The 19,167-nt window shown below is 69.0% G+C and carries 16 protein-coding genes; 2 read left to right on the top strand and 14 right to left on the bottom strand.

Translation table 11 applies throughout. The annotated features are described in order from the left end of the window. Nucleotides 1-208 precede the first annotated feature (208 nt). The 14 genes from ACQCSX_RS00435 to dinB form a co-directional block, all read right to left on the bottom strand. On the bottom strand, nt 209-1,339 hold the full coding sequence (locus tag ACQCSX_RS00435; RefSeq protein WP_427017173.1) for a cell division protein FtsQ/DivIB: 1,131 nt from the start codon (nt 1,337-1,339) through the stop codon (nt 209-211). After that, nucleotides 1,323-2,774, bottom strand: a complete 1,452-nt coding sequence (gene murC, locus ACQCSX_RS00430; protein WP_427018928.1) for a UDP-N-acetylmuramate--L-alanine ligase — start codon at nt 2,772-2,774, stop codon at nt 1,323-1,325. Before murC ends, ACQCSX_RS00435 begins: the two co-directional genes overlap by 17 nt. A gap of 5 nt (nt 2,775-2,779) precedes the next feature. Further along, nucleotides 2,780-3,898 (bottom strand): undecaprenyldiphospho-muramoylpentapeptide beta-N-acetylglucosaminyltransferase, encoded by a 1,119-nt coding sequence (murG, locus tag ACQCSX_RS00425; RefSeq protein ID WP_427017172.1) that lies wholly within the window; start codon nt 3,896-3,898, stop codon nt 2,780-2,782. Next, nucleotides 3,895-5,109, bottom strand: coding sequence for a putative lipid II flippase FtsW (ftsW, locus tag ACQCSX_RS00420; protein WP_427017171.1), 1,215 nt, complete (start codon nt 5,107-5,109; stop codon nt 3,895-3,897). The genes murG and ftsW overlap by 4 nt, the downstream gene beginning before the upstream one ends. Beyond that, nucleotides 5,109-6,698, bottom strand: coding sequence for a UDP-N-acetylmuramoyl-L-alanine--D-glutamate ligase (gene murD / locus ACQCSX_RS00415; protein WP_427017170.1), 1,590 nt, complete (start codon nt 6,696-6,698; stop codon nt 5,109-5,111). The genes ftsW and murD overlap by 1 nt, the downstream gene beginning before the upstream one ends. Continuing rightward, on the bottom strand, nt 6,680-7,792 hold the full coding sequence (gene mraY, locus ACQCSX_RS00410) for a phospho-N-acetylmuramoyl-pentapeptide-transferase (protein WP_427017169.1): 1,113 nt from the start codon (nt 7,790-7,792) through the stop codon (nt 6,680-6,682). The genes murD and mraY overlap by 19 nt, the downstream gene beginning before the upstream one ends. Beyond that, nucleotides 7,789-9,267, bottom strand: a complete 1,479-nt coding sequence (locus tag ACQCSX_RS00405) for a UDP-N-acetylmuramoyl-tripeptide--D-alanyl-D-alanine ligase (RefSeq protein ID WP_427017168.1) — start codon at nt 9,265-9,267, stop codon at nt 7,789-7,791. Before ACQCSX_RS00405 ends, mraY begins: the two co-directional genes overlap by 4 nt. 6 nt (nt 9,268-9,273) lie before the next feature. Continuing rightward, entirely contained in the window at nt 9,274-10,881 is a 1,608-nt protein-coding gene (locus ACQCSX_RS00400) for a UDP-N-acetylmuramoyl-L-alanyl-D-glutamate--2,6-diaminopimelate ligase (protein ID WP_427017167.1), read from the bottom strand. 63 nt (nt 10,882-10,944) lie between these two features. Continuing rightward, a complete protein-coding gene (locus ACQCSX_RS00395; protein WP_427017166.1) occupies nt 10,945-12,744 on the bottom strand; it encodes a peptidoglycan D,D-transpeptidase FtsI family protein in 1,800 nt (599 codons plus the stop codon). 68 nt (nt 12,745-12,812) lie between these two features. Continuing rightward, nucleotides 12,813-13,478 (bottom strand): hypothetical protein, encoded by a 666-nt coding sequence (locus ACQCSX_RS00390; RefSeq protein ID WP_427019124.1) that lies wholly within the window; start codon nt 13,476-13,478, stop codon nt 12,813-12,815. Then, nucleotides 13,475-14,482: a 16S rRNA (cytosine(1402)-N(4))-methyltransferase RsmH gene (gene rsmH, locus ACQCSX_RS00385; RefSeq protein WP_427017165.1), complete on the bottom strand. Its 1,008-nt coding sequence runs from the start codon at nt 14,480-14,482 to the stop codon at nt 13,475-13,477. The genes ACQCSX_RS00390 and rsmH overlap by 4 nt, the downstream gene beginning before the upstream one ends. A 219-nt stretch (nt 14,483-14,701) precedes the next feature. Next, a complete protein-coding gene (mraZ, locus tag ACQCSX_RS00380; RefSeq protein WP_427017164.1) occupies nt 14,702-15,133 on the bottom strand; it encodes a division/cell wall cluster transcriptional repressor MraZ in 432 nt (143 codons plus the stop codon). 337 nt (nt 15,134-15,470) lie between these two features. After that, a complete protein-coding gene (locus tag ACQCSX_RS00375) occupies nt 15,471-15,830 on the bottom strand; it encodes a DUF3040 domain-containing protein (protein ID WP_427017163.1) in 360 nt (119 codons plus the stop codon). 316 nt (nt 15,831-16,146) lie between these two features. Further along, nucleotides 16,147-17,319: a DNA polymerase IV gene (gene dinB, locus ACQCSX_RS00370; protein ID WP_427018927.1), complete on the bottom strand. Its 1,173-nt coding sequence runs from the start codon at nt 17,317-17,319 to the stop codon at nt 16,147-16,149. Between the two features lie 174 nt (nt 17,320-17,493). On the opposite strand from dinB, the gene ACQCSX_RS00365 reads away from it, so the two are divergent. Together ACQCSX_RS00365 and ACQCSX_RS00360 are read left to right on the top strand one after the other, a co-directional pair. Then, nucleotides 17,494-18,048 carry a hypothetical protein gene (locus ACQCSX_RS00365; protein ID WP_427017162.1) on the top strand — a complete coding sequence of 185 codons (555 nt, stop codon included), beginning with the start codon at nt 17,494-17,496 and terminating at the stop codon, nt 18,046-18,048. Continuing rightward, nucleotides 18,045-19,166 carry a polyprenyl synthetase family protein gene (locus tag ACQCSX_RS00360; protein WP_427017161.1) on the top strand — a complete coding sequence of 374 codons (1,122 nt, stop codon included), beginning with the start codon at nt 18,045-18,047 and terminating at the stop codon, nt 19,164-19,166. Before ACQCSX_RS00365 ends, ACQCSX_RS00360 begins: the two co-directional genes overlap by 4 nt. The last annotated feature ends 1 nt before the right edge of the window (nt 19,167 follow it).

The raw sequence follows: 19,167 nt of genomic DNA, 5'->3' as shown, positions 1-19,167 counted from the left end.
AATCTGTTTTCCCCCAAATGGCACCTGCCTCGCGGCAGCCCGGCACGCTATGCACGCCGGTCTTCCCTGAACCACTGGTTGAATGTTTCGATCTTAACCTTCAACTTGAAGGTTATAGTTATGTCAAGTAACTCTTATTGCGACGGTATGGGGCATCGGTGCCGCATGCAATAACCGCCCCCGCGTGTCGCGCGAATCAAGGTAGAAATTACCTTGTGACGGGGTGTCTGGGGGTGCTGACGTCATAAACCGTGACCGGCGCACGCACCGGCTTGCCCGGAGCGGTCGGTGGAAGCGGCGTGTTCAGCAGCGCATCCAGGGCCTTGGCCTTGAGTTCGTTTTGCGAAGCGTTGCCCCACACCACCGTCTTGCCGTCATTGAGCTTGAGCTCCACCGCGTCGGGCGAGGTCGCCGAGGCGTGCTGGAGTTTGCCCAGCACGCTCGGCGGCAGCACCGCCAACACCGCTGTGATGGCGACAAAGTTCTTGCCGCCAATCGCCGCCGTGCCGCCGTCGATCAGGGGCAGCGCGATGGCGCTCTGGTCGGCGGTGCTGCCCAGAGCCACACCGCCGGGGTCCACCATGATGAACTTGTCGCCGTCCTTGAGCAGCGCCACCGGCTGCCGCTCCACGATGTGCACCAGCAAGGTCTGCGGCGGCCGTGCCTCAACCGTGACGCTGCGCACCTGCGGCAGTGTCGAGAGCAGCTGCTCCACAGTGGATTCATCGACCTGCGGCAGCGGTTTGCCCTGCAGGGGCGCCAGCGTGGCCAGGATGGTGTCCAGGCCCGCCAGCTTGTTGCCGTCGACGGTGATGGTCTTCAGCGCCAGCAGGGGTGAATACACGGCCAGGGCCACCACCAGCGCCACCGCGGCGGCCACGCTGCCCAGGACCGTCCACAGCCTCAGGCGGCGGCGTTTGAAGGCCGGAGTGGGGAAGCTGAGCACCGTGGCGCCGGGCGCGGCTGCCGGGTCCGGGTGCGCGGCGGCCGGGCCGGAACCCGCCGGCTGCTGCGCGGCGCGGGCCGGGGGTTGGGCCTGCGGCTGGGCGAGGGGCACCACGATGGCCTGCGGCCCGGTGTCCTCCAACGGCAGCAGGGTGACCTTGGCGCTCCCCGTGGCGCTGGCCTGGGCCTGCTCGGCGGGCGCCGGCTCCTGCGCACCGGGCACGACGGCGGCGGCCGTGCCGTCGTCGGCCGGCACCGGGGTGACGGTCACGGCGGCAACGGGCGCGGCCGCATACGGCTCCGGCGCCGGGACGGCCGGCTTTTGGAAGCCCGGCACGGGCTGTTCAGTGCCGCTGCGGACCAGCCGGGGCCGGCGGTTAATGGCCACCGGCACCCCCGGAGCCTGCCGCGGCGGTGGAGTCCGCCAGCGCCTGCACCAGCGGCAGTCCGTAGCCTGTCACGTCCCCGGCGCCGATGGTGAGGATGATGTCGCCGTCGACGGCGGCGGCGGCCAGGGCCGCCACGGCCGCCTGGGCATCCGGGGCGTAGCCGCGGCTCCCCTGCAGCCGATCGGTGATGAGCTCGCTGGTGACCCCCTCAATGGGATCCTCGCGGGCCGGGTAGATGTCCAGCACGGCAACGGTGTCGGCCAGCGAGAGCGCCTGGGCAAACTCGGCGGCAAACTCGCGGGTCCGGGAGAACAGGTGCGGCTGGAACAGCACATGCACCCGGTGCTCCCCCGCCACGTTCCGGGCCGCTTTCAGGGCGGCGGCCACCTCGGTGGGGTGGTGGGCGTAGTCGTCGAAGACCCGCACGCCGCGGGCCTGCCCCTTGGCCTCAAAACGGCGGGCGGCTCCGGTGAAGGTGCCCAGGGCCGCGGCGGCCGCGGCCGGGTCCACGCCCAGTGCCACGGCCACGGCCAGCGCGGCGGCGGCGTTCAGCGCGTTGTGCTCGCCCGGAACCTGCAGGTCCAGCGGCAGCACCAGCGCCGCGCCGCCGGGCCCGGCCAGCGTGACGGTGCTGTGCGTGCCGGTGCCGGTGCTGTCCATCCCTGCGGACAGGCGCAGGTCCGCGCCCTCGCTGCGGCCATAGGTCCAGGTGGCGGTGCCGGCGGCCCGGGCCCGGGCGGCCAGGGCGGCCGAACCGGCGTCGTCCGCGCAGGCCACCAGCAACCCCGTGGCCGGGACCAGGGCGGCAAAGTCGTCGAAGGACTTGTACACGGCCTCCGCCGTGCCGTAGTGGTCCAGATGGTCGGGCTCCACATTCGTCACCACGGCGATGTGCGGGAGGTAGTTCAGGAAGGATCCATCGGACTCGTCGGCCTCGGCCACAAAGACATCGGCGCTGCCATGGGCCGCGTTGACCCCCAGCGCCGGCACCGTCCCGCCGATGGCGAAGGAGGCATCAACCCCCGTGGCGCGCAGGAGCACAGTGACCATCGACGTGGTGGTGGTCTTGCCGTGGGTGCCGGCCACGGCCACCACCCTGTCCCCGGCCATGGCGGCAGCCAGTGCCTGGGAGCGGTGGATGATGCGCAGCCCGGCCGCGCGCGCGGCCGCCAGCTCGGGGTTGGCCTCGCGGATGGCGGTGGAAACCACCACCGTGTCGACGGCGGCCACGGCGTCCGCCCCGTGGCCCACGTGCACCGTGGCGCCCAGGGCCTCGAGCTCCCGGAGCCCGGCGGAATCCTTGGCGTCGGAGCCGCTCACGGCCACGCCGCGGGCCAGCAGAATGCGGGCGATGGCGGACATGCCGGCGCCGCCGAGGCCGATGAAATGCACCCGGCCGAGTCCGGCCCGGTCCACACCCGTGGTGGAGTCAAAATCCATAGTCGTCACTTCCCTGCTGCCGAAAGAACCATCTGGGCCATGCGCTGGTCCGCATCGCGGATGCCCAGCCCCGCGGCGGCGGCGGCCATCCGCCCGCGCCGCGGACCGTCGGTGCACAGCGGCACCAGGTTCGCCTCGATCCACTCCGGGGTGAGGGCGGCGTCGGCGACCAGCAGCGCGGCGTCGGCCGCCACCAGGGAGCGTGCGTTGAGCGCCTGTTCGCCGTTGCCGATGGGCAGCGGGACAAAGACGGCGGGCAGTCCGACGGCGGCCACCTCGCAGACGGTGCCGGCACCGGCGCGGCAGAGCAATACGTCCGCCGCGGCATAGGCAGTCTCCATCGCATCGATGTACTCCACCTGCCGGTAGCCGGGCGCGGTGAGCGGCGCACCGGCGTCGCCGGCCACCACCTTTCCGCGGCCCGTGATGTGCAGCGTCTGGATGCCGGCCGCGGCCAGCGCCTCGAGGGATCCGGCCAGGGCCCGGTTGATGTTCAGTGCACCGAGCGAGCCGCCGGTGGCAATGAGCGTCGGCTTGGTGGCGTCCAGGCCCAGCCCGGCCCGCGCGGCGGCCCGGGCAGTGGCACGGTCCAGCGAGGACACGGCGGTGCGCATCGGCATGCCCACGTGGACGCCGCCGCGGATCTTGGTGCCGGCGAAGGCGGTGCCCACCCCTGCGGCATAGCGGGCACCCACCCGGTTGGCCAGGCCCGGCCTGCTGTTGGCCTCGTGCACCACGATCGGGATGCCCAGCTTGCGGGCCGCGAGGTACATGGGGGTGCAGACGTAGCCGCCGACGCCCACCAGGACATCGGCCTGCGCCCCGGCCAGGATGGCCTTGGCCGCGGCGACGGCGGCACGCAGCCGGCCGGGCAGCTTGAGCAGGTCCACGGAGGGCCGGCGCGGAAGCGGAACCTTGTCGATGGTCGCGAGCTCATAGCCGGCAGCCGGCACCAGCCGTGCCTCCAGTCCGTCCGCCGTGCCGACGGCCAGGATCCGGGCGTCCGGGCGCAGGTCCTTGACGGCGTCGGCGATGGCCAGCAACGGGCTCACGTGCCCGGCCGACCCACCACCGGCCAGGACGACGGACAGCGGCCGGGAGGACTCGCGGGAGGGGGAACTCATGGGGCGGGGATTTCGCTTTCGGTGGGTGTACGGGCAAAGGAGAGCACGACGCCGATGGCGCAGAGCACCAGCAGCAGGGAGCTGCCGCCGTAGGAGATGAAGGGCAGGGGCACGCCGATCACGGGCAGCAGGCCGGTGACCATGGCAATGTTCACCAGCGCCTGGCCGATGATCCACGTCATGATGCATCCGCAGACGATGCGGACAAAGGGATCGTTGTGCCGGACGATGACGCGGAAGATGGCCAGCGCCAGGGCGGTGTAGAGCAGCACGATCAGCAGCGTGCCCAGCAGGCCGAATTCCTCGCCAATGATGGCGAAGATGAAGTCGTTGTGGGCCTCGGGGATCCAGCTCCACTTCTGCCGGCTCTGGCCCAGCCCCACGCCCCACCAGCCGCCGGAGGCCAGGGCGTAGATGCCGTTTTGGGCTTGGAAGCAGATGTCGTTGCCGGAGTCGCAGTTGCCCAGCCAGCCCGAAAGCCTAGTGATCCTGTTGCCACTGGTCAGCGCGAGGACCAAAGCTCCCGCCAGACCCACGGCGATTGCCGGCAGAAACAACTTGGCGCGGGCGCCGCCAAGGTACAGCCCGGCGCCGGCGACGCACATGATGATCACCGATGTCCCCAGATCTTTGCCGGCAAGCACCAGCACGATGGCCAATGCCGCTACGGGAACGACCGGAATGGAAGCGTGTTTCCAGTTCTGGACGAGGTCACCCTTTCGGGAAAGCACCGCTGCGATCCAGAGCGACAGCGCCAGCTTGGCAGCTTCGGAGGGCTGGGCACTGAACTGGCCTACAACAATCCAGTTGCGGTTTCCACCCACCTCCTTGCCGATGGGCGTGAAGACCAGCCCCAGCAGCACGATGGACAGGATGACCGCCGGATACGCCATCTTCTTCAGGAACGCCTTGCTGGCCCGGGACAGGGCGAACATCGCCACCAACCCAAGGGCCGCGAACATGCTTTCCTTCAGGAACAGGTCGTAGGGGTCCTTGTTCTGCGAGATCGACTCCGCGGCGGAGGCCGACAGCACCGTCATGAGGCCAATGGCCGTCAGCGCCAGCGTGGTGCCGACAATCAGGTAGTACCCGGACCCGCTGCTGGGCCGGGTGCTGCCGTCGAGCCTGGACCAAAAGCCGGCAAAGAACCCCCTCAGGCGCCCCACAGGCCCTTTCGGCCCCTTGGGTGTGCCGACGTCCGTCGCTGCCACTATGGCTCCTTGGTGGTTGGGTCCTGCCCCTGGAGCAGCTCCCGCACCGCGTTGATGAAGGACTGGCCGCGGTGGGCGTAGGAAGAGAACTGGTCCATGGAGGCAGCGGCGGGTGCCATCAGCACCGTATCCCCCGGTCCGGCCAGCTCCGCGGCAGCGGCCACGGCCGCCGCCATGATGCTCTCGCCAAAGATCGGGGTGGCGCCGGATGAGGCGCCGGCTGCCATTCTCTCGCTTCCAGTGTGCGCCGCGGCGGCCTCGACCACCGGCACATCGGGGGCGTGTTGGCGCAGCGCCGCCCGCAGCGAGGCCGTGTCGGCGCCAATGAGCACCACCGCCTTCAGCCGCGGGGCGTGGGTGCTGACCAGGTCCGCATAGTCCACGCCCTTGGACAGGCCGCCGGCAATCCACACCACCGGGTTGAACGCGGACAGCGAGGCCGCGGCCGCATGCGGGTTGGTGGCCTTGGAATCGTTGACCCACAGGACGTCGTTGAACGTGGCCACCGGCTGGATGCGGTGCTCACCGTTTTCGTAGTTGACCAGTCCGGCCTTCACGTCCGCCGGGGCCAGTCCGTAGGCGCGCACCAGGGCGGCCGCGGCCAGGGCATTGGCCACCAGGTGGCGCGGCACCAGCGGGGCGATGTCCGCCACCGTGGCCAGTTCGACGGCGGAGTCCTTGCGCTCGGGGATGAACGCCCGGTCCACCAGCAGGCCCTCCACGACACCCACCATGGAGATGGCGGGCATGCCGGTGGTGAAGCCGACGGCGCGGCAGCCCTCGGCCACGTCGGCCTCCTCGACCATGTGCTCGGTCTCGATCTGCTCCGCGTTGTAGACGCAGGCGACCTTAGTGTTGGTGTAGACGCGGGCCTTGTCGGCGGCGTAGGCGGCAAAGCTGCCGTGCCAGTCCACGTGGTCCGTGGCCAGGTTCAGGCAGACGCTGGCCAACGGCTCCATCGACTCGGTCCAGTGCAGCTGGAAGGTGGACAGCTCCACGGCGAGGACATCGTAGCCCTCCGGGTCCCGGACCGCGTCCAGGATGGGGGTGCCGATGTTGCCCGCGGCGATGGCCCGCAGCCCGGCGGCCTGGAGCATCGACTCAACCATCGTCGTCGTGGTGGTCTTGCCGTTGGTGCCGGTGATGGCAATCCACTCGGCCGTCTTGCGGCCGGGGCGGATGCGCACCCGCCAGGCGAGTTCGACGTCGCCCCAGATCGGAATCCCGGCCTCGGCGGCGGCGGCCAGCAGCGGGTGGCTGGGGCGCAGCCCGGGGCTGGTCACCACCAGTTCCGGAGCCAGGCCGTCCACCAGCGGCAGGACGGTGGAGGTTTCCTCGCCCAACAGAACCTCGGCGACACCGACGATCTTCAGCGTCTCGGCATTGCGGCGGGCGGCGTCGTCGTCGGAGGCGGCAACCACCACCACGCGGGCGCCAAGCTCGGCCAACGTGTCGGCGGCGGAGAAGCCGGTCTTGGTGATGCCCGTGACCACCACGCGCAACCCACGCCAATCGGCGTCCCAGCTGCGCAGGGAATCAAGGCGGGCGGTGGACGAGGGGAAAGCGGAACTCACAGCTGGACAATCCATTCGGCGTAGAAGGCACCCAGGCCCACGGCCACCATCAGCCCGGCGAGGATCCAGAACCGGACCACCACCGTGACCTCGGCCCAGCCCTTGAGCTCGAAGTGGTGCTGCAGGGGTGCCATTTTGAACACACGCTTGCCACCGGAGAGCTTGAAGAAGCCCACCTGGATGATGACCGACAGCGTGATCATCACGAAGAGCCCGCCGATGATGGCCAGCAGGATTTCCGTGCGGGAGAGGATGGCGAACGCGGCGATGGCCCCGCCGATGGCGAGCGAGCCGGTGTCCCCCATGAAGATCTTCGCCGGCGAGGTGTTCCACCAGAGGAAGCCGATCACGGCCCCCATGCAGATCACGGCGAGCAGGGCCAGGTCCAGCGGGTCGCGGACCTCGTAGCAGACGGTGCCGCCGATGGCCCGGGGCGAGCCGCAGCTCTGGTTGGTCTGCCACAGGCCGATCAGTGCGTAGGCGCCGAAGACCAGCACCGAGGCGCCGGCGGCCAGGCCGTCCAGGCCGTCCGTGAGGTTCACGCCGTTGGTGGCGGCCGTGACAATCAGGTTGGACCAGATGATGAACAGGATCACGCCCAGCGCCGCCCCGCCAAAGGCCAGGTCCAGGCCCGGGATGTCCCGGGCAAAGGAGATCTTGGTGGTCGCCGGGGTGCGGCCCATCGCGTTGGGGAAGTTCAAGGCCAGCACGGCGAAGGCAATCCCGACGGCACCCTGGGAAATCAGCTTAGCCTTGGCGTCCAGGCCCAGGCTGCGCTGTTTGGAGATCTTGATGAAATCGTCCAGGAAGCCCACCAGGCCCATGCCGACCATGAGGAACAGCATGAGCAAGCCGGAGGCCGTCGGGCCAGGCGCATCGGGGTTGATCAGCCAGATGGCCAGATGGGTCAGGAAGTAGGCGCCCACCACGGCGCCAACCACCACCGCGCCGCCCATGGTGGGCGTGCCGCGCTTGGTGTGGTGCGAGGTGGGTCCGTCGTCGCGGATGAACTGGCCGTAGCCCTTTTTCACCAGGAGCCGGATAAACAGTGGAGTGCCAATCATGGCAAAGGACAACCCCAAGCCGGCACCCATGAGCAATGCGATCATCGGGTCATTGTCCTTTCACCAGTGGTGCTGTCCGGGCCGGTTTCCGGTAATGCTATCCGATCCCCCAGGAATCGCAGGCCAGCACCATTGGAGGACTTGACCAGGACAATATCGCCCGGGACAAGCTCCCGGGCCAGCAGTTCGTAGGCCGCGTCGGCGTCGGCCACAAAGACGGATTCGTCCCCCCAGGAGCCCTCCATCACGGCACCCACATGCATGGCGCGGGCCGCCTGGCCCACCACCACCAGGCGGGAAATGTTCAGCCGCACGGCCACCCGACCGACGGCGTCGTGCTCGAGCACCGAGTCATCGCCGAGTTCGAGCATCTCGCCCAACACCGCCCAGGTGCGGCGGTTGGCAATGCTGCCAAGCTCGGCCAGCGTGCGCAGGGCACCGCGCATGGACTCCGGGTTGGCGTTGTAGGCATCGTTGATGACGGTGACGCCGTCCGCACGCTCCATCCGCTCCATCCGCCAGCGGCTGGCGGCCTTGAGCGAGTTGAGCGAGGCGGCAATGTGCTCCGCGGGCGCGCCGGCGAGCTGTGCCGCGGCGGCCGCGGCCAGCAGGTTGGGCATGTGGTGCAGCCCGAGCAGGCCGCTCGTCACGGGGAAGGCCTCGCCGGTGCCGGCAAAGCGCAGCACGAATTCGGGGTGTCCAGCGGCGTTGGTGGTGGCGTTTTCGGCCTGCACCACGGCGGGTCCGCCGGCCTCGGCGTTGCCGAAGAAGACGGTGCGGGCCGTGGTGCGCCCGGCCATGGCGCGGACGCGGGCATCGTCGTAGTTGAGCACGGCCGTCCCGGTGGCCGGGTCCAGCGCGGCCACAAGTTCACCCTTGGCCTGGGCAATGTTCTCCACGCCGCCAAACTCTCCGGCGTGCGCCGAGCCAACGCCCAGCACGACGCCGATGTCCGGTTTGACCAACGAGGCCAGGTACTCGATCTGGCCCACCTTGGTGGCACCCATTTCAATGATCAGGTAGCGCGTGTCCAGGCTGGCGGAGAACACCGTGAGCGGCACGCCCACCTCGCCGTTGTAGGACCCGCGCGGGGCCACCGTGGGGCCCAGCGGGGACAAGATGCCCGCCAGCAGGTCCTTGGTGGTGGTCTTGCCGGCGGAACCGGTGATCGCCAGCACGGTCAGGTCGCCGGCGGCGCGGATGCGGCGGACCGCCTCGGCGGCCAGCGCGCCCATGGCGAGCACGGCGTCCTCGACGAGAACGGCCGGGAACGGGCCGCCGTCGTCGCTACTGGTCTCACGTTCGGCCAGGGCCAGCACGGCACCTGCGGCAAAGGCAGCGGGGATGAAGTCGTGCCCGTCCGCCGCCTCGCCGCGTTTGGCGACGTAGAGGCTGCCGGGGGTGGCTTCGCGGGAATCCGTCACGGTGAGGTGGAGGGCCACCGCCAGCTCTGGATCCGTGGTGGCGGCCAGACGGCCGTGGGTAATGGCGGCGATGGACGCCGCTGTAAATTCAATCATCTCGATCTAGGACTCTATCCCGGTTGTCGGCTCTGGGGTGAATCCATAGTGGAGCAGGGCGGAGCGCAATTCCACCCGGTCATCCAACGGGAGGTCGACACCCTTGACCTCCTGCACCACCTCGTGGCCGCGTCCGGCGACCAGGATGGTGTCGTGCACGCCGGCCAGTTCGACGGCGCGGAAAATGGCGTCGGCGCGCGGAAAAACTTCCTCCACGGACGTGGCCAGGCGCTCGTCGGCGACGGCACCGCGGGCACCGGCCAGCACGCCGGCGCGGATGGCGGCGGCGTCCTCGTCGTGGGGATCGTCATCGGTGACGATGACCACGTCCGCCAGCCGTGCGGCCACCGCACCCATGGTGGGGCGTTTGGTCGCGTCGCGCTGGCCGGTGGCGCCGAAGACGACTATCACCCGGGCCCCGGGGGCGCGCACGGCACCCAGTGCCCGTTCGAGGGCATCGGGGTTGTGGGCAAAGTCGACAATCGCGGCGGGCGCACGGCCCACCAGCTGCATCCGGCCGGGCACCTGGACGGTGAAGGGGTCCGCGGCGTCGGCGGCGGCCTGGACCAGGCCGGCGGCGGCCAGCCGGGACCCGGCACCGTTGGGCCCCAGGCCGAGCTGCTCCACCACCATGGCAGCGGCGAGGGCCGCATTGGCCACGTTGAAGCTGCCGGGCAGGCCGGTGTGCAGGCGCAGCTCGATGCCGTCGGGCCCGGCCAGCACAAAGCGGCTGCCCAGCCCCTCGGCCGCAACCGAGGCCACGCGCCAATCCGCCCCCGCACCGGCCTCCGCGGCGCCATCGCCGCCGGCCGGCACCGTGGACAGGGTGGCCACGGGCACGGTGGCCGAGGCCGCCAGCTTCCGGCCCCAGGCGTCGTCGATGGTCACCACTGCCCGGCGTGTGTGGGCGGGCGTGAACAGCTGCGCCTTGACCCCCGCGTAGTCCGCCATGCTGCCGTGCAGGTCCAGGTGGTCCTGGGTCAGGTTGGTGAATCCGGCAACGTCGAAGACCACCCCGTCCACGCGGCCGAACTCCAGCGCATGGGAGGAAACCTCCATGGAGGCGGCGGTGAGCGAGCGCTCCCGCATCAGCGCCAGCAGCGCGTGGACGTCCGTGGATTCGGGGGTGGTGAGCTTGCTGGGGATGGGTTCGTTCCCGGCCAGGATCTCAATGGTGCCGATCAGCCCGGTGCTCCGGCCCAGGGCCTTCAGCAGGGAGTTGATGAAGTAGGTGGTGGTGGTCTTGCCATTGGTGCCGGTGACGGCAAACAGGGGCATGGCCGAGGATCCGGTGCCGTAGATGGCCGCGGCCACGGCCCCGGCCACGGCGCGCGGGTTCGCCACCGCCACGACGGGGACGGCGGGCAGACCGGCCAGCAGGCGCGCGCCGTCGTCGTCGGTCAGCACAGCCACGGCACCGGCGGCCACGGCGGCCCGGGCAAACTCGGCGCCGTGCCTGCGGGCACCGGGCAGGGCCAGGTACAGGTCCCCCGGCACAATGGCACGCGAATCCAGGCTGATCCCGCGCACCAGGACATCCCCCGGGGGCAGTTGGGCCCCGATCAGCGCCGCCAGCTGCGCCAGCGGAACGGGAGCCACCTGTGCGGGACGCACGGGAGAGGCGGCTGCGCCTGGACTCGGATGGTTGAAAGACACGGTATTGATGCTCCGGGGTGGTTAGTAGTACTGCGGCAGTTTGATGGACGGCGTGGTGGACGGCGGCACGTTGAAGGTGCGCAGCACCTGTCCCATGACGTCGTTGAAGGTGTAGCCCTGGTTCACACCGTAGATGTTGGTCTTGGGGCGTTGGACGGTGATCAGGACCACGTACTCGGGATTGTCCATCGGCGCCATGCCGACAAACGAGGACGTGTAGCCGTCGAAGCCAACACCGTTCTCGGCCGGCGCCTCCGCGGTTCCGGTCTTGCCGCCCACGCGGTAGCCGGGGACGACGACGTTGGTAGCGTCGGCGATGGTGGTGACGCTCTCGAGGATGTCGCGCACCTGAGCGGCGGTCTTGGGCGTGATGACCTCGGTGCCGGGCTGCTGGGCCACCTTGTGCTCGGTGCCGTCGGGATCGATGTACGCGTCGATGAGCTGGGGTTTGAGCCGGACGCCGTTGTTGGCGATGGCCTGGTAGATCATGGCCGTCTGCAGCGGAGTCTGGGCCACACCCTGGCCGAAGAGCACCGTGTACTGCTGGCGGCCGTCCCACTTGTCCGGGGTGGCCAGGATGCCCGGGTTCTCGCCCGGGAGCTCGATGCCTGTGGCCTGGCCGATGCCGAACTTGCGCAACCAGTCGTAGCGCTCCTGCGGGGTGAGCTTCTGGCCCACCATCACCGTTCCGGTGTTCAGCGAGTCGCCGATGACACCGGCAAAGGTGCGCTGCTCGGTGCCGTGCGAGAACGCATCGGAAAAGGTCTGCCCATCCACGGTGTACGTCGGCGGAATGAGGATGTGGCTGTCGGCGGAAATCAGCCCCTGCTCGATGGCCGCGGCCGCCGTGACGGTCTTCTCCGTGGAGCCGGGCTCGACGGCGCCTGTCACGGCGCGCACGCCGATGTCCGCGGCCTTGGAGGCGCCGGGGTTGTTGGGGTCCAGGGAGTTGGTGTCGGCCAGGGCGATCACGCGCCCGGTCTTTGCCTCGACCACCACGATGTTGGCCCAATCGGCGGAGTACTGCTTCTTCTGCTGCTCGGCCGCCTGCTGGGCGTAGTACTGGATGTCCTGGTTGATGGTGAGCCGGACGCTCTGGCCGTCCACTGCGGGGGTGGTGTCCACCGGCGCCGTCGGGATCACGATGCCGTTGGCGCCGCGCTGGTATTCGCGCTCCCCGTCCTTGCCCGCTAGTTTGGCGTCCATGGTCTGCTCGATGCCGGCCAGCGCCTGGCCGTCCTTGCTGGTGAAGCCGACAATGCTGCCGCCCACCGCGCCGTCCGGGTAGGTGCGTTCACTGACGGGTTCGGAGTAGATGCCCGGCAGGCCCAGATCCATCACCTTGGATTCGATGGCCGGTGTCACGCCCATGGCAATGTAGGCGAAATTGCTGGTGCCGGTGGCCTTTTCGGTGACGGTGGCAACGCTCATGCCCAGGACATCGGCGAGCTCCTTCAGGCCCTGGGCCCGCGGAATCTTCACCAACTCCTTGTCGATGACGCGCTGGAAGTCGTCGGCACCGGTGTTGTTCTTGGGCGAGACGGTGATGTTGTAACGGATGATGCTCTCCGCCATGACCCGGCCGTTGGCATCAAGGATCTTCCCGCGGGTGGCCGGAAGCTTCTGCACCACCGTGCGCTGGCTGACGGCGGCCTCGGCCATGGACCCGGCGTCGAGCCCCTGGATCAGGAACAGTTTGCCCGTAATGACCAACAGCAGCACCAACATGACCACCATGACCCAGCGCAGCCGGCTCTTGGCCGAGAGTGGACGGGATGGCCGGGCAGCGCCGCGAGGAGAGCCTTTGGTTGGTGATGCCACTGAGCTTCCTTGCTGTCTCTTTCGATGTGCAGCGCTGCTGCCGGTCCATCCGTTGGTGTTCTAAAAGTTTAGCTGTCCTTCTGTGCCGGGGCCGGAATGGTGCCGCCATTCAGGTCCGGCGCGGGGGCAGGTTCCGGCGCCATGGCGGGCGCCTGGACGCCCGCTTGTCCCGCCGCGGCGGCCGTGCCGTCCTCGCCCGACTTGGCGGGGCCGCCCGGTGCCACGGGCTCCACCGGCTCGGGTGCGTGGTCGCCGGCGTTGACGTCGGGGGACGGAATCACTGCCTGCTGTTCGGGCGTGGCGAGCGCCGGCATGGGGTTGCCGGTGATGGCCTTGGTGTCGGCATTGATCTGGCCCGTATTTGAGGACGTCACCATCCCCATGCCCACCGCGCGTGCCACCAGGTTCTGCGGCGCCCCGGCGTTCTGCTCTTGGGAGGCAAGGTCCTGGTTGGTCTTGACCAGGTCGGCCTGCGCGGCCTTGAGCTGCACCAGCTCGTATTGTCCGGAGGAGAGCTGGACGTTGAGCACCAGGACCGTCATCAGGGCGGCCACCAGGATGCCAAAGCACATCACGACAAACGGTGCCCGGCGCCGGCGCGGCGGGCTGACCACCAGGGACAGCGGGGTGCGCAGCTTGCGCCCAGGTGAGCTCTCCTCGGCCGGCGCCACCCAGGGCAATGCTCTGGCGGTGTTGCCGATGATGCTCTGAACGTAATTCGGTGCGGCGCTCATACAGCTCTCCTGACTCGTTCCACTGCCCGCAACCGGGCCGAGGCGGCCCGGGGGTTTTCGGTGATTTCCGCTTCCGTGGGCACCTCGGTGCCCTTGGTCAACGTCTTGAGGGTGGCCTTGTGCTCCTCCAGCTCCACCGGGAAACCCAGCGGGGCGGAGGACTTGGAGCCTGCTGCGAAGACACTCTTGACGATCTTGTCTTCCAATGAGTGGTAGGACATCACCACCACTCGCCCGTGCAGGGCGAGGGCGTCGACGGCGGCGGGAACGGCGGCCTCGAGCACGCTCAGTTCCTCGTTGACTTCAATGCGCAGCGCCTGGAAGGTCCGCTTGGCCGGGTGGCCGCCGGTGCGGGCCGCGGCGGCGGGGACAACGGCGCGGATGCTTTCCACCAGCTCGCCGGTGGTGCTGAAGGGCTGCCGGGCCCGGTCGGCGACGATCCGGTTGGCAATGCGGCCGGCAAACTTCTCCTCGCCCCACTTGCGGATGATCCGCACCAGGTCGTCCTCGGAGTAGTTGTTGACGACGTCGGCCGCCGTCTGGCCGCGGCTGGTGTCCATGCGCATGTCCAGCGGGGCATCGTAGGAATAGGCAAAGCCGCGTTCGCGCTCGTCAAGCTGCAGGGAGGAGACGCCCAGGTCCATCAGCACTCCGTGGACCTCGTCCACACCAAGGTCCTCGAGCACCCGCGGGATCTCGTCGTAGACGGCGTGGACCAGATCTGTGCGGTCCTGGAACGGGGCCAGCCGGGCACCGGCCAGCGCCAGCGCCTCGGTGTCGCGGTCGATGCCGATCAGGTGCAGCGTGGGGAATCGTTCCAGCATGGCCTCGCTGTGCCCGCCCATGCCCAGGGTTGCATCGATCACGATGGGCGTCTTGCCCTCGGCGATGGCCGCCTCGAAGGCCGGGGCCAGCAGGTTGATGCAGCGGTCCTTCAGAACAGGTACGTGGCGTGAAGAGGTGGGCGGCGTGGGGTTGTCCGGGGTGGGATCGCCCTGCGTCATACACTCTCTCCTTTGACCTTGGTCCGCTGGTGCTGGGTGTGCCGGCCGGTGCCGGCCCGGCGTTTTCTTAAACCAGACCCCCATCCTCCCAAGCAACTGCCTAGCCTGGCTCCGGGGAAGGTGAGCCAGGTCGGGCGTGCTGGGCGGCTGGAGATCTCATCCAAGAACCCGGTGCCGAACCACCAGTGGCGATGCTGCCGTGGTGGAACTGCCGTGCTGTCAGTTGATGCCGGGGATGGCATCATCGTCGGTTTCGGAGAAGGCTTTCTCCTGCTCCGCCAGGTACTGCTCCCACGCGGCCGCATCCCAAATCTCGGCCCGGTTCCCCGCACCGATCACGGTGAGGTCCCGGTCAAGACCCGCATACGCCCGCAGCATGGCCGGAATGGTTACGCGGCCTTGCTTGTCAGGGATTTCGTCAGAGGCTCCGGAGAGGAAAACACGAATGTAGTCACGGGCCTGGCGGGAGGAAATTGGAGCTTCCCGCATTTGCTCATGGACCTTTTCGAATTCACGTGCACTGAAGACGTAGATGCAGCGTTCCTGGCCCCTTGTGAGCACCAATCCACCGGCTAGTTCCTCACGGAACTTGGCCGGAAGGATGATCCGGCCCTTTTCATCAAGGCGCGGCGAGTGAGTTCCAAGAAACATCCCCCACCGCCCCTAGCCGGAGGTCCGCAACACCCTCGTCTACCAATACCCTCTTACGCGCTCCACTTTACTCCACAATCCTCCACCGTCAACGACCCATTGCCTCTTCACGGCGGCGGGCTGCTGCCAAGTTCCGCGCCATTGCAGGGGAAAACCCCCGCGGGTGGGGGTGGAGGGAATTTGCACGCCGCGCGGGCCGGACGGCCCGGACCTGCTTGGAAAGGGTCGGAAAAGGGCCCTAAAACGCCGAAAAGGACCCTTCTGGGGGTCCTTTTCCATTCCATCCGCCCATGCGGGGCGCAAAGTGGAGGGTTTTGGCGGCGGTCCGCCGGCGGTGTCAGTTCTCCTTGCGGCGCTCTTCCCAGCGCTCTTCAAGATTGCTCATGAACGAGCTCTTGGACTTCTTGGGCGCGGTTCCCGTGCCCGCGGTGCCAAACCTGCGGCGCAGTGTGGCGAAATACACACCCGCACCCATGATCAGGAATCCTGCCACACCCAGGGCAATGATCTGCGTCATGACCCCAAAGAGCAGCAGAAGGATGCCGGCAATGGACACCAGCGCGCCAACCACGATGTGGCGTGTGGAGAATGAGCGGGCAGGGTCGGCCCCCAGAGTGTTGGCAAACTTCGGGTCTTCCGCGTGCAACTGCTGCTCGAGTGCATCAAGCAGCCTCTGTTCGTGCTCCGAGAGGGGCATCACGACCTCCTTCTGGTCCGGGCCTGGGCGTCTCTTCCCTTAACGAACACCGCACGGCATTTGGTTCCCGGGCCCTCGCCCCTGGGGCACGCACCGCCAGGCGTTGCGAACCGGTCCAGGCGGCGGCCAAGGCTGCTGCCAGCTGCGGAGCTGTTCCAAGAAGAACTCCTTGACTTAAGAATAGGCTTGATTTTGCATAACTGAAACCCGCCGTGTTCCTGTCAAAGTACACCGGAAACGCCCCGTCGGCGCCATGCGACGCACCGGTGTGGACCCATTGCCCGGATGCCCCGCCGGGGGCTCCCGGCCGGTGGTCTCAGCCGCCGGTTCCGGGCGGCTGGAGACGGCGCGCGGTGTTGGATCCCAACAGCCGGGCCGGGCCGATCTTGGCCCCGCCGAATTTGGCCGCGACGGCATCGGCCACGGCGTCGGCGCCGCGCCAATTGTCATCGCGCCGGTCCAGGCTCAGTTGCAGGGCAGTTTCCGCCACCGGCTCCAGCCCCTCGGCGCGCAGGCCGATCAGCCGCACGCTCATGGGCCGCTGCCCCAACCCGTCCAGCAGGGCCACTGCCGCGGCGTAGATGAGCGCGGCGCTGTCCACCGGCGTGCCCAGCGTCCGGGACCTGTTCACCAGGGAGAAATCCGCGTATCGGACCTTCAGGGCCACCGTCCTGGCCAGCAGGCCGCTGGCCCGCAGCCGGGTCGCCGTCCGGTGGGCCAGCCGCAGCAATTCACGCCGCAGGATCGCGGTGTCCGGCGTGTCCACCGCAAAGGTCTCCTCGGCGCCGATGCTCTTCTCCACCCGCACCGGGGTGACGGCACGGTCGTCGATGCCCCACGAGAGCCGGTGGACGTGCTCGCCCGTGGCGCCGAGCACCTTGCGCAGCACCGGCAGCGGCGTAGCGGCAACATCGGCCACCGTATGGATGCCCAGCCGCGCCAGCGTGGCCATCGTCTTCTCCCCCACGCCCCAGAGGGCGCGCACCGGCAGGGTGTGCAGGTAGGCCACCGTATCTTCGGGCCGGATCAGGAGCAGTCCATCCGGCTTGCACCGGGTGGAGGCGATCTTGGCCACAAACTTGCTGGCGGCGATCCCCACGGAGGCGGTGATGCCCAGCTCGCTTGCCACCCGGGCGCGGATCAGGGCGCCGATCTCCTCGGGCGATCCCAGCCGGCGCACGGCCCCGGCCACGTCAAGGAAGGCCTCGTCCACACTCAGCGGCTCCACGAGGTCTGTGATGGAATTGAAGATCCCCATCAGCTGTCCGGAGACCTCGTAGTACACCGAATGCCTGGGTTCGATGACCACAGCACGCGGGCACAGCCGCATGGCGGTGGACATCGGCATGGCCGAACGCACGCCCACGGCCCGGGCCTCGTAGGACGCGGACAGCACCACCGAGCGCCCGGCCGGGAACCCCACAATGACGGGCCGGCCCCTCAGGTGCCGCGCCTCGCGCAGCTCAACGGAGACAAAGAAGGCATCCATGTCCACATGCAGGATGTGGCTGCCAGCCACCCGTGCCCCGTTCTCTGCCCATGCCACACCATCCATCCTAGATTCGGCCGCCGACACCGGCCACCACCGAACCGGCAGCGGCCACCGGCCAACTGGGTAAACTGGACGTTGATGAGCACATGCCCAGGAAGTAGAGGTCCAGCCATGCCGAGCACTGCGCGCACACCCCACCGCCGCCATCCTGCCCTTGCGGCAACAGGCGCCGCGGCCCTTGCCGCCGTCGTCCTGTTGGCCGGTTGCGGCACCGGCACGCCGGCTCCGGCCGGAAGCACCACTGCCACAACCGCGTCCGCCACTGCGTCCGCATCGGCCCCGGCATCCGCCAGCGCCGGCTCCACCGCATCCCCGTCGGCGACGTCCACGGTGGGCGCCCTGGTGCCCGGATTCCCGGCCGCGCTGCTGCCCCTGATGCCCGGCGCAACGCTCAAGAGCTCCAGTTACGACGCCACCGGAGCCAAGGCCACCGCCGCCCTGGTGGCGGACACCGCGGCGAGCACCGAGGCCATCCTGGCCTTCTACACCAAGGCGCTCGGGGACCAGGGCTTCACGCCGCTGCCCGGCGACGCCGTGGGCAGCGTCCCCTCCAAGGACTTCACCCGGGCCAACGGCACGGAGCTGGTCAACCTCTCGATGGTGCCCGGCACCGGAACCGTGACCTTCACCCTCAGCGCCAACGTGCTCCCGGCGTCGCTGAAGTGAGCGGCGGAACCCTGAACCGGGAAAACACGCACGACGCCGTGGCCGCCGGCGAGCAGGCGGCGTATGTCCAGGCCGTGGCCGAGTCGCTGACCGCCTTCCTCGACTCCAAGTCCGCGCTGCTGCGGGGGATCTCCCCCGACACGCTGGTCCTGCTCGATTCCATCCGCACGCTGGTCACCGGCGGCAAGCGGCTGCGGGCCCTGATGTGCTTCTGGGGCTGGCGGGCCGCGGGCGGCGCGGTGGATGCGCCGGAGATTGTCACGGCCGGTGCCGCCTTGGAGCTGTTCCAGGCCGCGGCGCTGATCCATGACGACATCATTGACCGCTCGGACACCCGCCGCGGCGGGCCCAGCGTGCACCGCACATTCTCGCTCCTGCACGGGCGCGAGGGCTGGGCCCTGGACGACGAGCGCTTCGGCCATGCCGCGGCCATCCTGACGGGCGATCTGTGCCTGTCCTTCAGCGAAGAGGTCTTCACCCGGATCGGCCCGGCGACGGCAACCGGCACGCGGGCCCGGCATGTGTTCGACCTGATGCGCACCGAGGTCATGGCCGGCCAGTACCTTGACATCCTCGAAGAGGTGGCCGGGCCCTCCAAGCCGCTGGCCGACGCCGTCACGCGGGCGGAATCGATCATCCGGTTCAAGTCCGCCAAGTACTCCACCGAGCATCCGCTGGTCCTCGGCGGCGCCCTGGCCGGGGCCGGCGCTGACCTGCTGGCGGGCTACAGCGCGTTCGCCCTGCCCTTGGGTGAGGCCTTCCAGCTGCGCGACGATGTCCTGGGTGTCTTTGGCGATCCCGGCACCACGGGCAAGCCCGCCGGCGATGACCTGCGCGAGGGCAAACGCACCGTCCTGGTGGGCCTGGCCCTGACCCGCTCCAACGCCGCGGACGCCCGCTTTGTCGATTCCCGGCTGGGCAGCCAGGATCTGAGCGCCGAGGAGATCGAATCCATCCGGGCCATCATGGTCGGCTCCGGAGCGCTGGTGGCCACCGAGGCCATGATTGAGGAACGCAGCGCCACGGCCTTCGCGGCCCTGGCCGCCCTCGACGTCGCCGCCGTGCCGGCCGTGGCACTGCGTGCGCTGGCCACGGCCGCCGTCCAGCGCAAGTCCTAGC

The sequence above is a fragment of the Pseudarthrobacter sp. P1 genome, assembly GCF_050156935.1.
GTDB lineage: Bacteria > Actinomycetota > Actinomycetes > Actinomycetales > Micrococcaceae > Specibacter.
This window is presented reverse-complemented; position numbering and strand designations above follow the sequence as displayed.